Origin of the sequence: Arthrobacter sp. FB24 (assembly GCF_000196235.1) — a bacterium.
In the GTDB taxonomy this organism is placed as follows: domain Bacteria; phylum Actinomycetota; class Actinomycetes; order Actinomycetales; family Micrococcaceae; genus Arthrobacter.
Genome location: NC_008541.1, coordinates 4,043,677 through 4,056,910, shown reverse-complemented (window position 1 = coordinate 4,056,910; position 13,234 = coordinate 4,043,677). Strand labels below are relative to the sequence as shown.

Here is a 13,234-nt window from a genome sequence, read left to right as displayed (position 1 = left end):
AGGCGAACCCTAGTTGTTCAGGGCCGCGTACAGGTTCAGGCTGCCCGAGAACACCAGCCACGAAACGTAGGGCAGCATCAGTACCCCCGCCGTCGTACTGATCGGCCCGAAGTGCAGCACGGCGAGGGTCGCAATCACCGCGTGCGCCGCGATCACCAGCAGCGCCAGCCACAGGGCTGCGGTGCCCATCATCGGATACATGCCGAAAAACATCAGCGGCCACGACAGGTTCAGCAGCAGCAGGCTGCCATAGACCTTGAGCGCCGGCCGGCGCGGGTGCCGCTGCTGACGCCACACCAGCCATGCCGCCACCGCCATGGCGGCATATAGCACCAGCCAGACCGAGCCGAACATCCACCCCGGCGGGGTCCACGGTGCCTTGTCCGCGGCCGCGTACCAGGCACTGTTCATCCTGATCGGCAGGGAGCCCAGCAGCGACACCGCACAGGACGCCGCCAAGAAACCGAGGAGGGCCGCGATCTGCCGCCTCCGCGGCCGTGTGCCGGGGGCGGGAGTGCCCGGGGCGCTTTGTTCAACGTTCAAGAGCACTGACTTACTGTGAACAACTGCGAGCCCTCCCGTCAAACCACGACCGTCAAACCACGACGGCGGGACCCCCGCCGTCGTCCGCCCGCCGTCGTTCGCCTACTGGCTTTCACAGCCTGCCCAAAGGCAATCGGTGACTTGTTCCAATGCGGGTGGACGACGATCAGGGTATGAGCGCATGGAGAAGGAGAACAGTTCGCGGGCTGGCCGCCGTCGCGGCGTTCTTCCTGGTCGCAGCCAGCGTGGCCGGCATCGATGAGATGGCCAACGCAAAAATACCGGGTACGGCGACGGGAACCGTCCAGGCAACGGCTATGAACACCGAGGTGCGGCTTGAGCACGTCCTTCTGGCCGGCCTCAATCAGGGCAGCCTTCCCGGTGGTTTCCCGAATGACGACGTCCGGGACGACAAGTACGACGAGGACTATCTGGAAACCCTCCACGTCGAGCCGCGTCCCCCGGCCTGAAAGCCGCCCGCTCACCCATTGCCGTAACAGGTGAAATATGTTTCACTATTTCGTACGGAGGGGAGTATCCCCTGAATGTTCCGTCGTCAGTCCGGCCGTCCCTGAACGGCCCGGCGGGACAGGTCCCCAGAGGACCGGGAAAGACCTCCAGTTGGTTGAACTGACTGGAAGCGGGTTTGTCTGATGAACGTTCCCCTATGGGCCTGGTTGGCCGTCCTTGGCTTCATTGTCCTTATGCTGGCTGTGGACCTTTTCGCGCACCGCAAGGCACATGTGATCGGTGTCCGGGAGGCGGCCCTGTGGTCGGCTGTCTGGGTTGCCTTCGGAGTTGGTTTCGGTGCGCTGGTATGGCGGATCTACGGGGCCGAGTTCGGCCAGCAGTACTTCGCCGGATACCTGATCGAGAAGTCCCTGGCCGTGGACAACGTGTTCATCTGGGCCATCATCTTCACGTACTTCGCGGTGCCCCGGGAGTACCAGCACCGCGTCCTGTTCTTCGGTGTGCTGGGCGCGCTGGTGTTCCGCGGCATCTTCATCGCGGCCGGCTCCGCGATCATCGCCAGCGCCGGATGGGTGCTGTACCTCTTCGCGGCCTTCCTGCTCTACACCGGCTACCAGATGATCCGCCACCGCAACGAGCACCTGGACCCGGAGAAATCCAAGGCGCTGGCGCTCTTCCGCCGGCGGGTGCCCATGACCGAGGACTTCCACGGCCAGCGGTTCCTGATCCGCAAGCGCGGCGCCCTCCTCGCCACCCCGTTGCTGGCCGTCCTGGTGCTGGTTGAAGTCACCGACATCATCTTCGCGGTTGACTCCATTCCGGCAATCTTCGCGGTCACCGACGAAGTATTCCTCGTCTTCACCGCCAACGCCTTCGCCATCCTGGGACTCCGGGCCATGTACTTCCTCCTGGCCGACCTGATCCACCGGTTCATCTACCTCAAGATCGGCCTGGCACTCGTCCTGATCTGGGTCGGCATCAAGATGCTCCTCAAGATCGACATCTACTACATCCCCACCCCGGTGTCGCTCGCCGTCATCGCCACAATCCTCGGCGTATCCATCGCGGCAAGCCTCTGGGTCACCCGCGGGCAGGCACGTCACGCGCTCCCCGCGCCGCAGAACCCGCCCTTCGGAACCGCCTCAGCCGAGGAGATCGAAGCGCTGGAACCGTTGTGGCGGCGTCCCGGTAAGAAATCGGTCCGGACGTGAATCCGGAGGAAGCATCCCGCCCCGGCCTGCCCGCTTCCGGGCGGGCCGGGTGGACCTTCCTCACCAACCACGGGCACGTGCTGCTGGCCGTGGCGGCGGACCCCGAAATGCGTGTGGCGGACATCGCCGACCGGGTGGGCATCACGCCGCGGGCGGCCCTCCAGATCCTCAAAGACCTTGAAAGCGGCGGATACCTGCACCGCACCCGGGTGGGACGCCGCACCTTCTACAACATTGAACCGCATCAGCATTTCCGGCATCCCACCGAGGCAGCACGCGAAATCGACGGGCTGATCCGCCTGTTCTCCGATCCGGCGCCGTAAGAACGTTGCCCGTTTTCAAACGCAAGCGGACGACGGCGGGACGTCCCGCCGTCGTCCGCTTGGCAGTGCGCCCCCAAGGCGGACCGTAACGTCCGTACCTGACAATGGAAGGGGCCGGATGCCTCGCCGGAACATTTAGACGCAGGAACAAGGAAGGCGGAACCCTGAATGGCGGGAATGCCACCAGCCACGGTGGAAGTGAGTGACGCCGTCGTCCAGGGCCTCGTCCGGGACCAGCGGCCCGACCTCGGCGATCGTCCGTTGGAGCGGGTGGCGAATGGCTGGGACAACGCGACTTTCCGGCTCGGCGACGACCTGGCCGTCCGGCTGCCACGCAGGCCGGAGGCGGTTTCCCTGATACTGCATGAGCTGCGTTACCTTCCCGGCATAGCCCGACGCTCCCCGTTTGCGGTTCCTGTCCCCGTCCATGCCGGCCGGCCGACGTTGGACTTTCCTTGGCCGTGGAGCATCGTGCGGTGGGTCCCCGGGGACGCCGCGGCCGACGCCGGCCTTGCAGACCGCGGGCCGGCCGCCGAGGGCCTGGCCGAGTTCCTCCTGGCCCTCCACGTGGCCGCCGAAACCGGCGTCCCGGTGAATCCTTTCCGCGGCGTGCCGCTGACGGACCGTAACTCTGCGGTGCTGGAACGGCTCGCGGACCGCGGACGCTACCCGCAGGCGGCAGCGCTGAAGGAGGTGTGGGCGCAGGCGTGTGCCGCTAGAGCCTGGGACGGCCCGGCGGTGATGCTCCACGGCGACCTTCACCCGGGCAATATCCTGCTGGCGGAGGACGGCTCGCTGGCCGGCGTCATCGATTTCGGTGACGTCGGGGCGGGGGACCCGGCTGTCGACCTCGCGGTGGGGTGGCTGATGTTCGACGCCGGCGCCCGCCGCCGCTTCACGGACGCCTTTGGCCCCGCAGTGGAATGGGACACCTGGATGAGGGCCCGGGGCTGGGCTCTCATCCTTTCCACCGCCATGTTGAGCAACTCCGACGATAATCCGCGGATGTTCGCCGTCGGAGAGTTCGGGATCAGGCAGATTCTGGAAGGCTGACTCTGCCTGCGGCTTTGAAGCGGGTTGGCTTTGAAGCGGGGTTAATGGTCCGGGGTTTTTTGTCAGACCCTGCTGACATGCTGTGGGTATGGACGGCAAAGCAGTGGCGGAGACGTTGGAGGGCATGGCGGCCTCCCTTTCTGCCTTGGCTGCGTGTGCCGGCCGCGGGGCCGGGAACGGCGCCGGGAACCTGGCCTCGTCTGGTGCTGATCCTTTGCGGGACGAGGCGGACGCGTGCCTGGACGGCCTGGCCGGGGTGGGTGGCCTGGAGGCCATGCTGGCCGCGGTGAAGGTGCACTTCGCCGCAGGGTACGTCCGCGCTGCCGCGGCCTTGGCGGTCCCGGCCGTTTCCCCGCAGGAGCGCACCGCCCAAGAGATGGCGGTCACGGCGGAGGTGGCCTGTGTCCTGACGGTGAGTGAAAGATCGGCAGCGGCGTTCCTGGCGGACTCAGTCATCCTGACCACCCGGTTGCCGCTGACGCTGTCCGCGCTGCGGGCTGGGGGCATTTCGTGGCAGCACGCGCGCATCATCTGTGATGAAACATCCGGCCTGGACCCGGTCGCGGCTGCTGCCCTGGAGGCTCATTTCCTGGACCCCGAAGCTCCCTTTGCTGCGCGGGGCTGCCCGGCCGGGCAGCTGGTGCCGGGCAGGTTCCGGGCCAAAGCCCGCAGCTGGCGTGAGCGGCACCATCCGGTCAGCCTCGAAGCACGCCACCGCAAGGCCGTGACGGACCGCCGGCTGGAGTTTGTCCCGGACCGGGACGGCATGGCCTGGCTCTCCTGCAGGGCCCGGCCGAATCCCGGACCCTGACCCAGCTCCGCGCGGACGTCGCCGCTGACTGGCTCATCGCAGGCATTGCCGAAGGTGTTCCGTCGCCGAAGGCGCAGGTGTTGGTGACCGTCCCGGTGCTGTCGCTGCTGGGCGCGGGGACGGAACCGGCCACCCTGGACGGGTATGGTCCTGTTCCGCCGTCCATGGCCCGCCGGCTTCTCGGCGAGGGCGCCGGATCGTTCCTGCGTGTGCTGACCGACCCGCGCAGCGGGGCGCCGCTGGAGATCGGACGCAGCAGCTACCCGGTTCCGAAAGCGATGCGCCAATGGCTGCGGCTTCGGGACGGCCGGTGCCCGTTTCCCGGCTGCAACAACCACTCCCTGGATAACGAAGCGGACCACCTGCTGGCCTGGTCCGCAGGTGGCGGCACCGACATCACCAACCTGGGCCAGCCATGCCCGAAGCACCACCGGCTCAAACACACCACAGCATGGACGCCGGTCGACGCCACCCGGGACCAGCCACCGCGCTGGATCTCACCCGCAGGACGCTCCTACCCCAGCGAACAACAGGACTGGGAACCACCACACTGGCCCGACCTACCCGCCGGCGCGGAGCCCGCGGGCGAAAACCCCGCGGTGGAGGACGACGACCCGGAGTGGGTACCGGAATGGGAACCACCACACTGGCCGGACCTACCCGCCGGCGCGGAGGGAAGCACCGGCGCCACCGGTCCCGGAGAGACCGGGCCACCATTACCCGCCGACCCCTTCCCTGACTGGGCACAATTCATCGCGGCATAGGATCACCCGTGCACGGTCCTGCCCGCTGCCCAGTCAACCACCGGTGGCGAATGCCGAGGGCAGCCAGGAACGGACCTTATACTCAAGAGTCCTAGCCGGACGGCCTTATTGGGGGAGACGTGGACGAGGGAACTGCTGTGCCTGCCCAGGAAACGCAGGGACTACCGCCGGTGTACCTGGAAGTGCCGCACCCGTCGGGTTTGCAGGATGCCGGGACATCCAAACTGCTGAACACCGGGCTCACTGCGGCTGAAGCTCTCATCGTCTCCGAACCGGCCCCCGTCCAGTACGCCACCAGATCACAGAAACGCATCCGGGATGTCTTGGGCGTCACGTGGATTCTGTCGTGCATCGCCGCCGGCGTGATGTGGTCCGTCTACAGCGACGCGGCAGACGGGCCCTACCAAGGGGAAGCGGACTGGGCGCTTGTGTTGCTGGGAATCATCGCGCCGTTCGCAATCGTCTTCAGCTTCTACCCGCATTGGCAGGAATGGCGGCACAAAAAGCGGCACAAGGCGTGGCTTGCCCGATTCATCGCAACATGGCCGCTGCGCGAAAGTCTGGTGAGCGTGGAGAGCATCCCTGACGTGTGGCAGCGCATCACCGTGGGCACCATGGCTGACACGCTGGCGGCTGATCGCGGGGCCGTACTGATGCAGGGCGGTGGCGCATCCGGGGAGATTCCCCTCCGGCTGCTAACCGAAGCCCTAACCGCAGTTGGCACCTATGCCCGGGCCGCTACCCTGGTTCCGGACTTGCAGGCGGCGGCCCAGCAGGCTGTCGACCGGTTTAGCGAGCTGGCCGGACGACGGCGGGAAGACCTCCCGTTGGCAGGCCCGCCGTCGGTGCCGGGTCAACAGCTGCGGCGGCGCCGTAAGGGACCCGTCAGCGACGTCGGCCGCCTGCCGGAATAGCCGGCGGGGGGACATTCCCCAGATCAAACGCAAACGGACGACGGCGGGAAGTCCCGCCGTCGTCCGCTGCCCGTATCGGGTACTGCTTAGAGTTCGCCCTGGTGGGGAGTCCCGGCGGGGATCGGCACCAGTCGCGTGACATCCACCGGTTTCTCCAGAAGACCCTCGAGCGAGGCGTTGAGCCGTTTGACGGCATCGCCGGCGCCGTGGGCATCGAGCAGCTCGGCGCTTTCCCACTTTTCAATCATCATGATCTGGCCGGTCGGCGATTCATGGATGGCGTACAGCAGGCAGCCGGGTTCTTCGTGCACCTCTGCAATGGCGGGGGAGAGCGCGGCGACCACCTGGTCGTAGGCGCCCTCTTTGGGAGTGAATTCTGCGGTGACAATGACAGTCATGAAATTTCCTTAGCTGATAGGGGAGAGGGCGAGAGGTGAGCAACTGCTGCGTGGGACAAAGTCGGCCTTAACTTCAATCGTGCGGGGAGCCGCAGGGAGCCGTCCCTGCATCCTGCCCAGAACCAGCTCCAACGAGTGCACCGCGAGCATGTCGATCGGCTGACGGATCACGCTCAACGGCGGGTTGGTCAGTTCTGTCCAGGGGTTGTCGTCAAAGACAATGACCGACAGATCGTCAGGTATCCGCACGCCGATCTGGACAAGGCGCCGGACGGAGCTCAGAACCTGGGCGGTGTTGGCCACAATGAGCGCCGTGGGGCGGTCCGGCAGGGCCAGAAGAGACCCGACGGCGTCACCCCCGCCGTCTCCCCGGAACGCTACATCCCGGATGAGCTGGGGGTCCACGCTGATCGAAAAGTTGTTGTGCGCGGCTTTGTAGCCCTCGATCCTGGACCGCCCCGTCGAGGTGCTGACGGGCCCGGTAATGAGGCCAATACGCCTGTGTCCGAGGCCGAGCATGTGTTCGGTGGCGCGTCGGGCCGAATCTACGTTTTCGATGCTCACCAGGTCCACGTCTTCGAGTTCCGGAATGGTGCGGTCGACGAAGACCACATTCACACCCAGGGACTGGAGGCGTGCCCACTTCTCAATGTTTGCTCCGGTGGGCGTGGCAATGACTCCTCCGACTGAGCGGTCAAGGAGTGTGTCCAGGCTGTCGGCTTCAAGGTGGGGGTCTTCCTGGGTGGTCATCACCATCACCTGCACGCCGTGGCTGCGGGCCTCCCAGACGACGCGGTCGGCCAGCTGCGCAAAAAAGGGGTTGGCCAGGTCTGCCACCACCAGGCCAATTGTGGGGGTATGGCCGACGCTGAGTTCACGGGCGGCGGCACGGGGCCGGTACCCGAGTTCGTCAATGACCCGCAACACCGTTTCGCGCTTGGCCGGCGCGACCGGGCCTGAGTCAGGGTTCAGTACCCGGGACACCACCGAGACTGAAACTCCGGCCGCCGACGCGACATCGCGAATTGTTGGCGCCTTCTTCACTTCTCCTCCTCGGTGAGGCTCCTGGCCCGGCATGCGATCACCACGAGCTGTTCATTAGCCCTGGGATGCTCCCTGAGAAACCTTCGTTTGCGTTCCGGTGTGACTGTTGACACAGCCTATCACCGACTGGTACAAAAGTGGAACCGGTTCCACTCCGGTCCTAAAATTCCAGTTTGCGACGGAGAAGTTGCTCCGCCCCTCCGGTGGAGGCCCTTCTCGACGCGGAACGCCAATCAGAGAGATCCCCATGAACCTCCACAAGCTTCTTAGCGACCGCGAGCAGGATGGCCGTCCGATCCGAGTCGGACTCATCGGAGCCGGCCGCTACGGCACCATGTACCTGGCTCAGGCAAACAACATCCCGGGAATCCATGTCGTCGCTATCGCCGACATCAACGTCAAGCGCGCCGAAGGGGCATTCGAGCTTGTGGGTTGGCCCAAGAACCAGATCGCGCCGGACATCGCTACCGCCCTCAGGGACCGCTCCACGACCATCGTGGCCAACGCGGACGAGCTCTTTGATGTAGATATCGACGTCATTGTCGAAGCGACGGGCAACCCCATCGTCGGAGTGAAGCATGCACTGCGTGCCATCGAGACGAAGAAGCACATCATCATGGTCACGGTGGAGGCCGACGCCCTGGCGGGTCCGGCCCTTGCCAGGCGCGCAGAAGCCGCCGGTGTGGTCTATTCGATGGCTTACGGTGACCAGCCGGCCCTCATCATGGAACTTGTCGACTGGGCACGCACCAGCGGCTTCGATGTTGTCTGTGCCGGCAAGGGCGCAAAGTTCCTTGAGCACTATCACGAGATGAATCCCGACAACGTCTGGGAGAACTGGGAGTTCTCCAAGGAACTCACCGATTCCGGGCAGCTGAACCCGAATATGCACACCTCCTTCCGTGACGGCACAAAGGCCTCCATCGAGATGGCCGCCGTAGCCAACGGCGCCGGACTCGTGCCTTCCGACACCGGGCTTACGTTTACGCCGGGGGACGTTGAAGAGATCGCCACAATCTGCCGTCCGGCCGACGCCGGGGGAGTCCTCGCCCACGAAGGAACCGTTGACGTCATGTCCAGCGTCAAGCGTGACGGCACGTGGATCCCGCACAACACCCAGGAGGGCGTGTTCGTCGTGGTCAAGGCCACCAACGCCTACGTTTCCGGCTGCTTCACTGAGTACCCGTGGCACCCGGACCCCACCGGCCAGTACGCCGCGCTCTACCGCCCCTACCACTACGTGGGCCTCGAATTGAATATGTCCATCGCCAACGCAGCTCTCCGCGGGATCTCCACAGGTTCGCCGATCGGGTTCTTCGGCGACGTTGTTGCGACAGCAAAGAAGAACCTCAAAGCCGGCGAATTCCTCGACGGCGAAGGCGGGTACACGGTCTGGGGTCAGCTGGTTTCGGCCAAGCACTCCGTCGCAACCGGCGCCCTCCCGGTTGCGTTGGCCCACCACGTGGAACTGCGGAACGACGTGGCCAAGGGCGGGATCGTGGGCTGGGACGACGTCATCATGGACGACTCCCTGTCCCAGGCCCTGGAGGTTCGCCGGGAAACCGAAGCGCTCGTCGCGGAATTCGCCCTCAACGCCTGACCCTCCCGCACCAAACCGGGCGCGGCAATGAACTTCGGCCGATGACGTTCACGCCTCCGGAACAAGACTCCTTCCAATGAAGAAAGGCATCACATGAAATCCAAGACCCGCGCCCTCACCGGAATGCTGGCATGCACCCTCGCCGCCTCAGTCCTCGCCGGATGTGCCTCAGGGGCCTCCGGCGGGACTGGAGCGCCGGTGGCCAAGATCCAGCTCTCCATCCCCGATCCGCTCACGTCCTCCGTTGGTGTCTCGGCCCAGCATTTCGCCGACCAGGTCAAGAAGACGTCCAACGGGTCCGTGACTGTCACCGTAGTCCCCAACGGAACGAGCTTCAGTGGAGACCAGAACGCGGCTGTGACACGCCTGCAGGGCGGTTCCCTCGATGCACTTATCCTGTCGACGTCCGTCTACGCAGCCGTCGTACCTGAAATGAACGCCATCAGCATTCCGTTCCTCTTCAAAGACACCACCGAGGAAGCGGCGTTCCTGGCAGGAAAGCCGGGCCAGGCGCTGAAGGAAAAGCTTGCCGCCAAAGACACGGTCGCGCTTTCCTTCCTCACCCGGACCGGCCGGGAAATTACGAACTCCGTTCGCCCCATCGAACAGCCCTCGGATCTGAAGGGACTTAAGATCCGGGTTCCAGGCAACCCGTTGTGGACCGACTACTTCAGCAAGCTCGGCGCCAGCCCCACCACCATGGCATTCTCTGAGGTCTTCACCGGTCTGCAGACCGGAACGATCAACGGCCAGGAAAACCCGATCGAGGTGCCGTGGACGAACAAGTTCTCAGAAGTCCAGAAGTACATTTCGATGACCAACCACATCAACGACGCCTGGGTACTCGCCCTCTCCTCGAAGAAGTGGGACACCCTCACCGATGAGCAGAAGAAGGCCCTCACGGACGCCTCTGAGGAAACCGCCACCTTTAAGACCGGTTACGACGCCGAGCAGTCCAAGAAGCAGCTCGAGGAACTCACCGCCAAGGGCATGAAATCCAACGAGCTCAGCGCCTCCGGTCTGGAGGAATTCAAAGCGGCTTCCAAGAGCCTTTACCCGACCTTCTCCCAGCTGATCGGCAAGGACTTCTTCGACCAGGCCATCGCTTTCACCACCACCAAGTAGCCCCCGCCGGCCCGGGGAGCCGAACGCTCCCCGGGCCACCCGCAAGGAAAAGTCCCACTCTCAATGTCGACAGTCTGGAAGCCCATGAAAAACATCACTACGCCCGAGGAACTCGAGGAGGTCCTCCCCTCGGACGCGGAAGAGATACTCCACCACGGCCATGTACCCCCGCGTTGGAGCGGTGCCCTGTGGCTAGACAAAACGCTTGAATGGGTTGTGGGCGCTGCCATCCTCGCGGAGCTCGTCGTGATCCTGCTGAACATCATGGTGAGGGTGGTCACCGGCGATTCCGTGCTCTGGACCCAGGAAGTCTCCGAGATCGCGCTGCTGACCATCGCTTTCATCGGCGGCGCCATCGCGTACCCCAAGGGCGCGCACATGTCCGTCCAGGCCCTCATCATGCGCCTCCCCGCCACTTGGAAGCCTTACCTGGCCGCCCTGGTCGACTGGCTGGTGTTCATCATGAGCGCAGGCGCATTTGCGCTGTTCGTTCCCACCCTTGTCCAGCAGATCGAGGAAAAGACCCCGATCCTGCAGCTGCCCGTTTTCTGGGTCTCACTGCCCTTCTCCGTCGGCATGGTGCTGATCGCCTGGTTCGCCCTCCTCAAACTGTGGCGCCAGGACCGCCGGCCGGCACTCATTGCTGCGGGAATCGCCGCCGGACTGATTGTTCTCGTCCTTGTGGCCCAGCCGCTCTTCTACTACGCCACCCCCAACGTCCTGCTCGGCGTCGTCCTCCTGCTTTTGTTCATGCTGCTGTTCCTGGGCCTGCCCATCGCATTCGTCCTTGCCCTGGCATCCGGGATCTACCTTTACCTGGGTGGCATTTCCGAGGTCAGCGCCATCCCCATCGGAATGGCTTCCGGGGCTAAGGGCTTCGTCCTTCTGGCGATCCCGTTCTTTATCCTTGCCGGCACGGTAATGAACTCCGCCGGCCTGACCCTTCCGCTGGCCAAGCTAGTCGATGCCCTGATCGGGCACCTGCGCGGTGGCCTGCTCCAGGTGGTCGTCGTGACCATGTACATCTTCTCCGGCATCTCCGGCTCCAAGGTGGCCGACGTCGCAGCAGTGGGCACCACGATGCGCGGCATGCTCGAAGAACGAAAGTACCCCCGTGGAGAAGTCGTCGCCGTCCTGTCGGCCTCGGCCATTATGGGCGAAACCATCCCGCCGAGCATCGTGCTCCTGATCCTTGGATCCATCACCACCATCTCCACCACCACGCTGTTCCTGGCCGGCTTCGTTCCCGCCGCCTTCCTGGCCCTCTGTGTCATGGCGCTCGTCTTCTTCCGCGCCCGCAAACAGGGCGGCGTCGCCAGCCCCAAATCCAGCTGGCGTGAACGCGGATCGGCAACCTTCTTCGCAATTCCGACTCTTCTGCTTCCTGTGGGCATGGTGGTGGGAATCCTCAGCGGCTTTGCCACACCCACTGAAGTGTCGTCCGTGGCCGTCGCCTACGCCTTCATCCTCGCCGCCGCTTACCGGCGCGGCAGCAAGCGGCTGCTGGGTGACACGCTGCGGGAAACCACGACGACGGCGGGAATGGTGTTGTTCATCATCGCGGCGGCGTCGCCGCTGGCCCAGACCCTCGCGCTTGCAGGTGTCTCCCAGCAGATCCACGACCTCATGTCAGGGCTCGGCGACTCACCACTGCTCTTTATGCTGTTCACCATCGTCCTGCTGATCATCATGGGCCAGCTCCTTGAAGGCCTCCCCGCGGTACTGATCTTCGCGCCCCTGCTCCTGCCGATCGCCGTCGACTTCGGCGTCAACCCCGTGCAGTACGCGATGGTACTGATCATCTCCATGGGTATCGGCTCATTCGCACCGCCAGCCGGCGTCGGCTTCTACGTCGCCTGCGCAACCGCCCACGAAACTGTCGAGAAGAGCCTCAAGCACTTCTGGCCCTACCTCATCGCCGTGTTCCTCGGGCTCCTCGTTCTTGCCGCAGTCCCGTGGTTCAGCACATTCCTTCCCGCCCTCGCCGGACTGATCCCCTTCTAAGCGAATGACAACACCCGCAATGAGTGAGAAGGAAATGCCCGGCTTCCGCGGCTCCGTGGCCCTCATCGGCACGGGGCCCATGGGGGCCCCGATCGCCCGGAACATCCTCGCCGGCCACGTTCCGCTTACTCTCTGGAACCGCACAGCGGAAAAGGCCCGCGCGATCGGGGGAGGGACCGTCGTAGCCACCCCGGCCGCGGCCGCAAGCGAAGTCGTGCTGACTGTATTGCCCGACCTCCCCCAGGTTGCGGCGCTACTTCCCGGCGAGGACGGCCTGCTGGCAGGATGGAAGGCCGCCGGCATCGAGCATCCGGTCTTGGTGATTCACGGGACGGTGTCACCGGTGGCGGTCGCGGAGTTCGCCGACGACTGCCTGCGCAACTGGGGACTGACCGTCGTGGACGCACCCCTCAGTGGCGGAACCATCGGTGCTGAAGAGGGCCGGCTGAGCATCATGGTTGGCGGACCGGCCGAGGCCGTGGAGCGCCTGACCCCGCTCTTCGGGCTATACAGCTCAACAGCCGTTCATTTCGGCAAAACCGGCGCGGGGTCAACGGTGAAGGCGTGCAACCAGATCGTCGTCGCCGCCACGGTAAACGCCCTGGCCGAAGCGATGGCCCTCGCAAGCACTGCCGCATTGGACCTTGAGAAGGTGCAAACCACTCTGGCAGGCGGCCTTGCCAACTCAGAGGTCCTAAGGCAAAAGGGACACCGCTGGATCGACCAGGACTTCGAGGGTGGCGGTTCTGCGAAGAACCAGCTCAAAGACCTCAACTTCATAGCCGAGATTGCCGCGGCACACGGGATAAACCTTCCGTTGGCTGCGTGCCTGCAGAGTTCGTTCGAAGAGATGATCGCGGCCGGCGACGGTGACATGGACCATACCGGCATCTACCGGACCTTACTGTCTTAGCCTCCAGACAGGGGAACAAACGCAACGGCGCGCCTACGAGGGAGTGGCGTCGCCGGGAAC

12 protein-coding genes and 1 pseudogene are annotated in these 13,234 nt (G+C 64.7%); 10 read left to right on the top strand and 3 right to left on the bottom strand.

Annotated elements, in window-relative coordinates; genetic code table 11:
• Positions 1-9: 9 nt before the first annotated feature.
• Positions 10-549, bottom strand: a complete 540-nt coding sequence (locus ARTH_RS18330) for a TspO/MBR family protein (RefSeq protein ID WP_307800682.1) — start codon at positions 547-549, stop codon at positions 10-12.
• Between the two features lie 167 nt (positions 550-716).
• Here ARTH_RS18330 and ARTH_RS18325 point away from each other — a divergent pair, with 167 nt between their 5' ends.
• The 6 genes and pseudogenes from ARTH_RS18325 (at position 717) to ARTH_RS18300 (ending at position 6,090) form a co-directional block, all read left to right on the top strand.
• Complete coding sequence (locus ARTH_RS18325; RefSeq protein WP_156810708.1) at positions 717-1,013, top strand: hypothetical protein; 297 nt, start codon at positions 717-719, stop codon at positions 1,011-1,013.
• 183 nt (positions 1,014-1,196) lie between these two features.
• The gene (locus ARTH_RS18320; RefSeq protein WP_011693438.1) at positions 1,197-2,225 is read left to right on the top strand and encodes a TerC family protein; all 1,029 of its coding nucleotides are present in this window, start codon (positions 1,197-1,199) and stop codon (positions 2,223-2,225) included.
• Positions 2,222-2,548: a helix-turn-helix transcriptional regulator gene (locus ARTH_RS18315; RefSeq protein ID WP_011693437.1), complete on the top strand. Its 327-nt coding sequence runs from the start codon at positions 2,222-2,224 to the stop codon at positions 2,546-2,548. The genes ARTH_RS18320 and ARTH_RS18315 overlap by 4 nt, the downstream gene beginning before the upstream one ends.
• A gap of 177 nt (positions 2,549-2,725) precedes the next feature.
• Positions 2,726-3,601 carry an aminoglycoside phosphotransferase family protein gene (locus tag ARTH_RS18310; protein ID WP_232223551.1) on the top strand — a complete coding sequence of 292 codons (876 nt, stop codon included), beginning with the start codon at positions 2,726-2,728 and terminating at the stop codon, positions 3,599-3,601.
• A 124-nt stretch (positions 3,602-3,725) separates the two neighbouring features.
• Positions 3,726-5,176 (top strand): annotated as a pseudogene (locus tag ARTH_RS18305) (DUF222 domain-containing protein).
• Between the two features lie 137 nt (positions 5,177-5,313).
• Positions 5,314-6,090, top strand: a complete 777-nt coding sequence (locus ARTH_RS18300) for a hypothetical protein (protein WP_156810707.1) — start codon at positions 5,314-5,316, stop codon at positions 6,088-6,090.
• An 86-nt stretch (positions 6,091-6,176) separates the two neighbouring features.
• Here ARTH_RS18300 and ARTH_RS18295 read toward each other — a convergent pair whose 3' ends face one another.
• On the bottom strand, positions 6,177-6,488 hold the full coding sequence (locus ARTH_RS18295) for a putative quinol monooxygenase (RefSeq protein ID WP_011693432.1): 312 nt from the start codon (positions 6,486-6,488) through the stop codon (positions 6,177-6,179).
• A 9-nt stretch (positions 6,489-6,497) separates the two neighbouring features.
• Positions 6,498-7,532 (bottom strand): LacI family DNA-binding transcriptional regulator, encoded by a 1,035-nt coding sequence (locus ARTH_RS18290; RefSeq protein WP_043430062.1) that lies wholly within the window; start codon positions 7,530-7,532, stop codon positions 6,498-6,500.
• Positions 7,533-7,779: 247 nt separating this feature from the next.
• Between ARTH_RS18290 and ARTH_RS18285 the strand changes: the two genes are divergently transcribed.
• The 4 genes from ARTH_RS18285 (at position 7,780) to ARTH_RS18270 (ending at position 13,174) form a co-directional block, all read left to right on the top strand.
• The gene (locus ARTH_RS18285) at positions 7,780-9,132 is read left to right on the top strand and encodes an NAD(P)H-dependent oxidoreductase (RefSeq protein WP_011693430.1); all 1,353 of its coding nucleotides are present in this window, start codon (positions 7,780-7,782) and stop codon (positions 9,130-9,132) included.
• A gap of 93 nt (positions 9,133-9,225) precedes the next feature.
• Positions 9,226-10,257 (top strand): DctP family TRAP transporter solute-binding subunit, encoded by a 1,032-nt coding sequence (locus tag ARTH_RS18280; RefSeq protein WP_011693429.1) that lies wholly within the window; start codon positions 9,226-9,228, stop codon positions 10,255-10,257.
• A gap of 84 nt (positions 10,258-10,341) precedes the next feature.
• Positions 10,342-12,261 carry a TRAP transporter large permease gene (locus ARTH_RS18275; RefSeq protein WP_043431088.1) on the top strand — a complete coding sequence of 640 codons (1,920 nt, stop codon included), beginning with the start codon at positions 10,342-10,344 and terminating at the stop codon, positions 12,259-12,261.
• A gap of 19 nt (positions 12,262-12,280) precedes the next feature.
• Positions 12,281-13,174, top strand: coding sequence for an NAD(P)-dependent oxidoreductase (locus ARTH_RS18270; RefSeq protein WP_232223550.1), 894 nt, complete (start codon positions 12,281-12,283; stop codon positions 13,172-13,174).
• Positions 13,175-13,234 lie beyond the last annotated feature (60 nt).

Coding starts and splice junctions, on each gene's coding strand:
- ARTH_RS18295 (WP_011693432.1), bottom strand. CDS start 6,488: ATGACTGTCATTGTCACCGCAGAATTCACTCCCAAAGAGGGCGCCTAC.
- ARTH_RS18285 (WP_011693430.1), top strand. CDS start 7,780: ATGAACCTCCACAAGCTTCTTAGCGACCGCGAGCAGGATGGCCGTCCG.
- ARTH_RS18325 (WP_156810708.1), top strand. CDS start 717: ATGAGCGCATGGAGAAGGAGAACAGTTCGCGGGCTGGCCGCCGTCGCG.
- ARTH_RS18280 (WP_011693429.1), top strand. CDS start 9,226: ATGAAATCCAAGACCCGCGCCCTCACCGGAATGCTGGCATGCACCCTC.
- ARTH_RS18320 (WP_011693438.1), top strand. CDS start 1,197: ATGAACGTTCCCCTATGGGCCTGGTTGGCCGTCCTTGGCTTCATTGTC.
- ARTH_RS18275 (WP_043431088.1), top strand. CDS start 10,342: ATGAAAAACATCACTACGCCCGAGGAACTCGAGGAGGTCCTCCCCTCG.
- ARTH_RS18270 (WP_232223550.1), top strand. CDS start 12,281: ATGAGTGAGAAGGAAATGCCCGGCTTCCGCGGCTCCGTGGCCCTCATC.
- ARTH_RS18310 (WP_232223551.1), top strand. CDS start 2,726: ATGCCACCAGCCACGGTGGAAGTGAGTGACGCCGTCGTCCAGGGCCTC.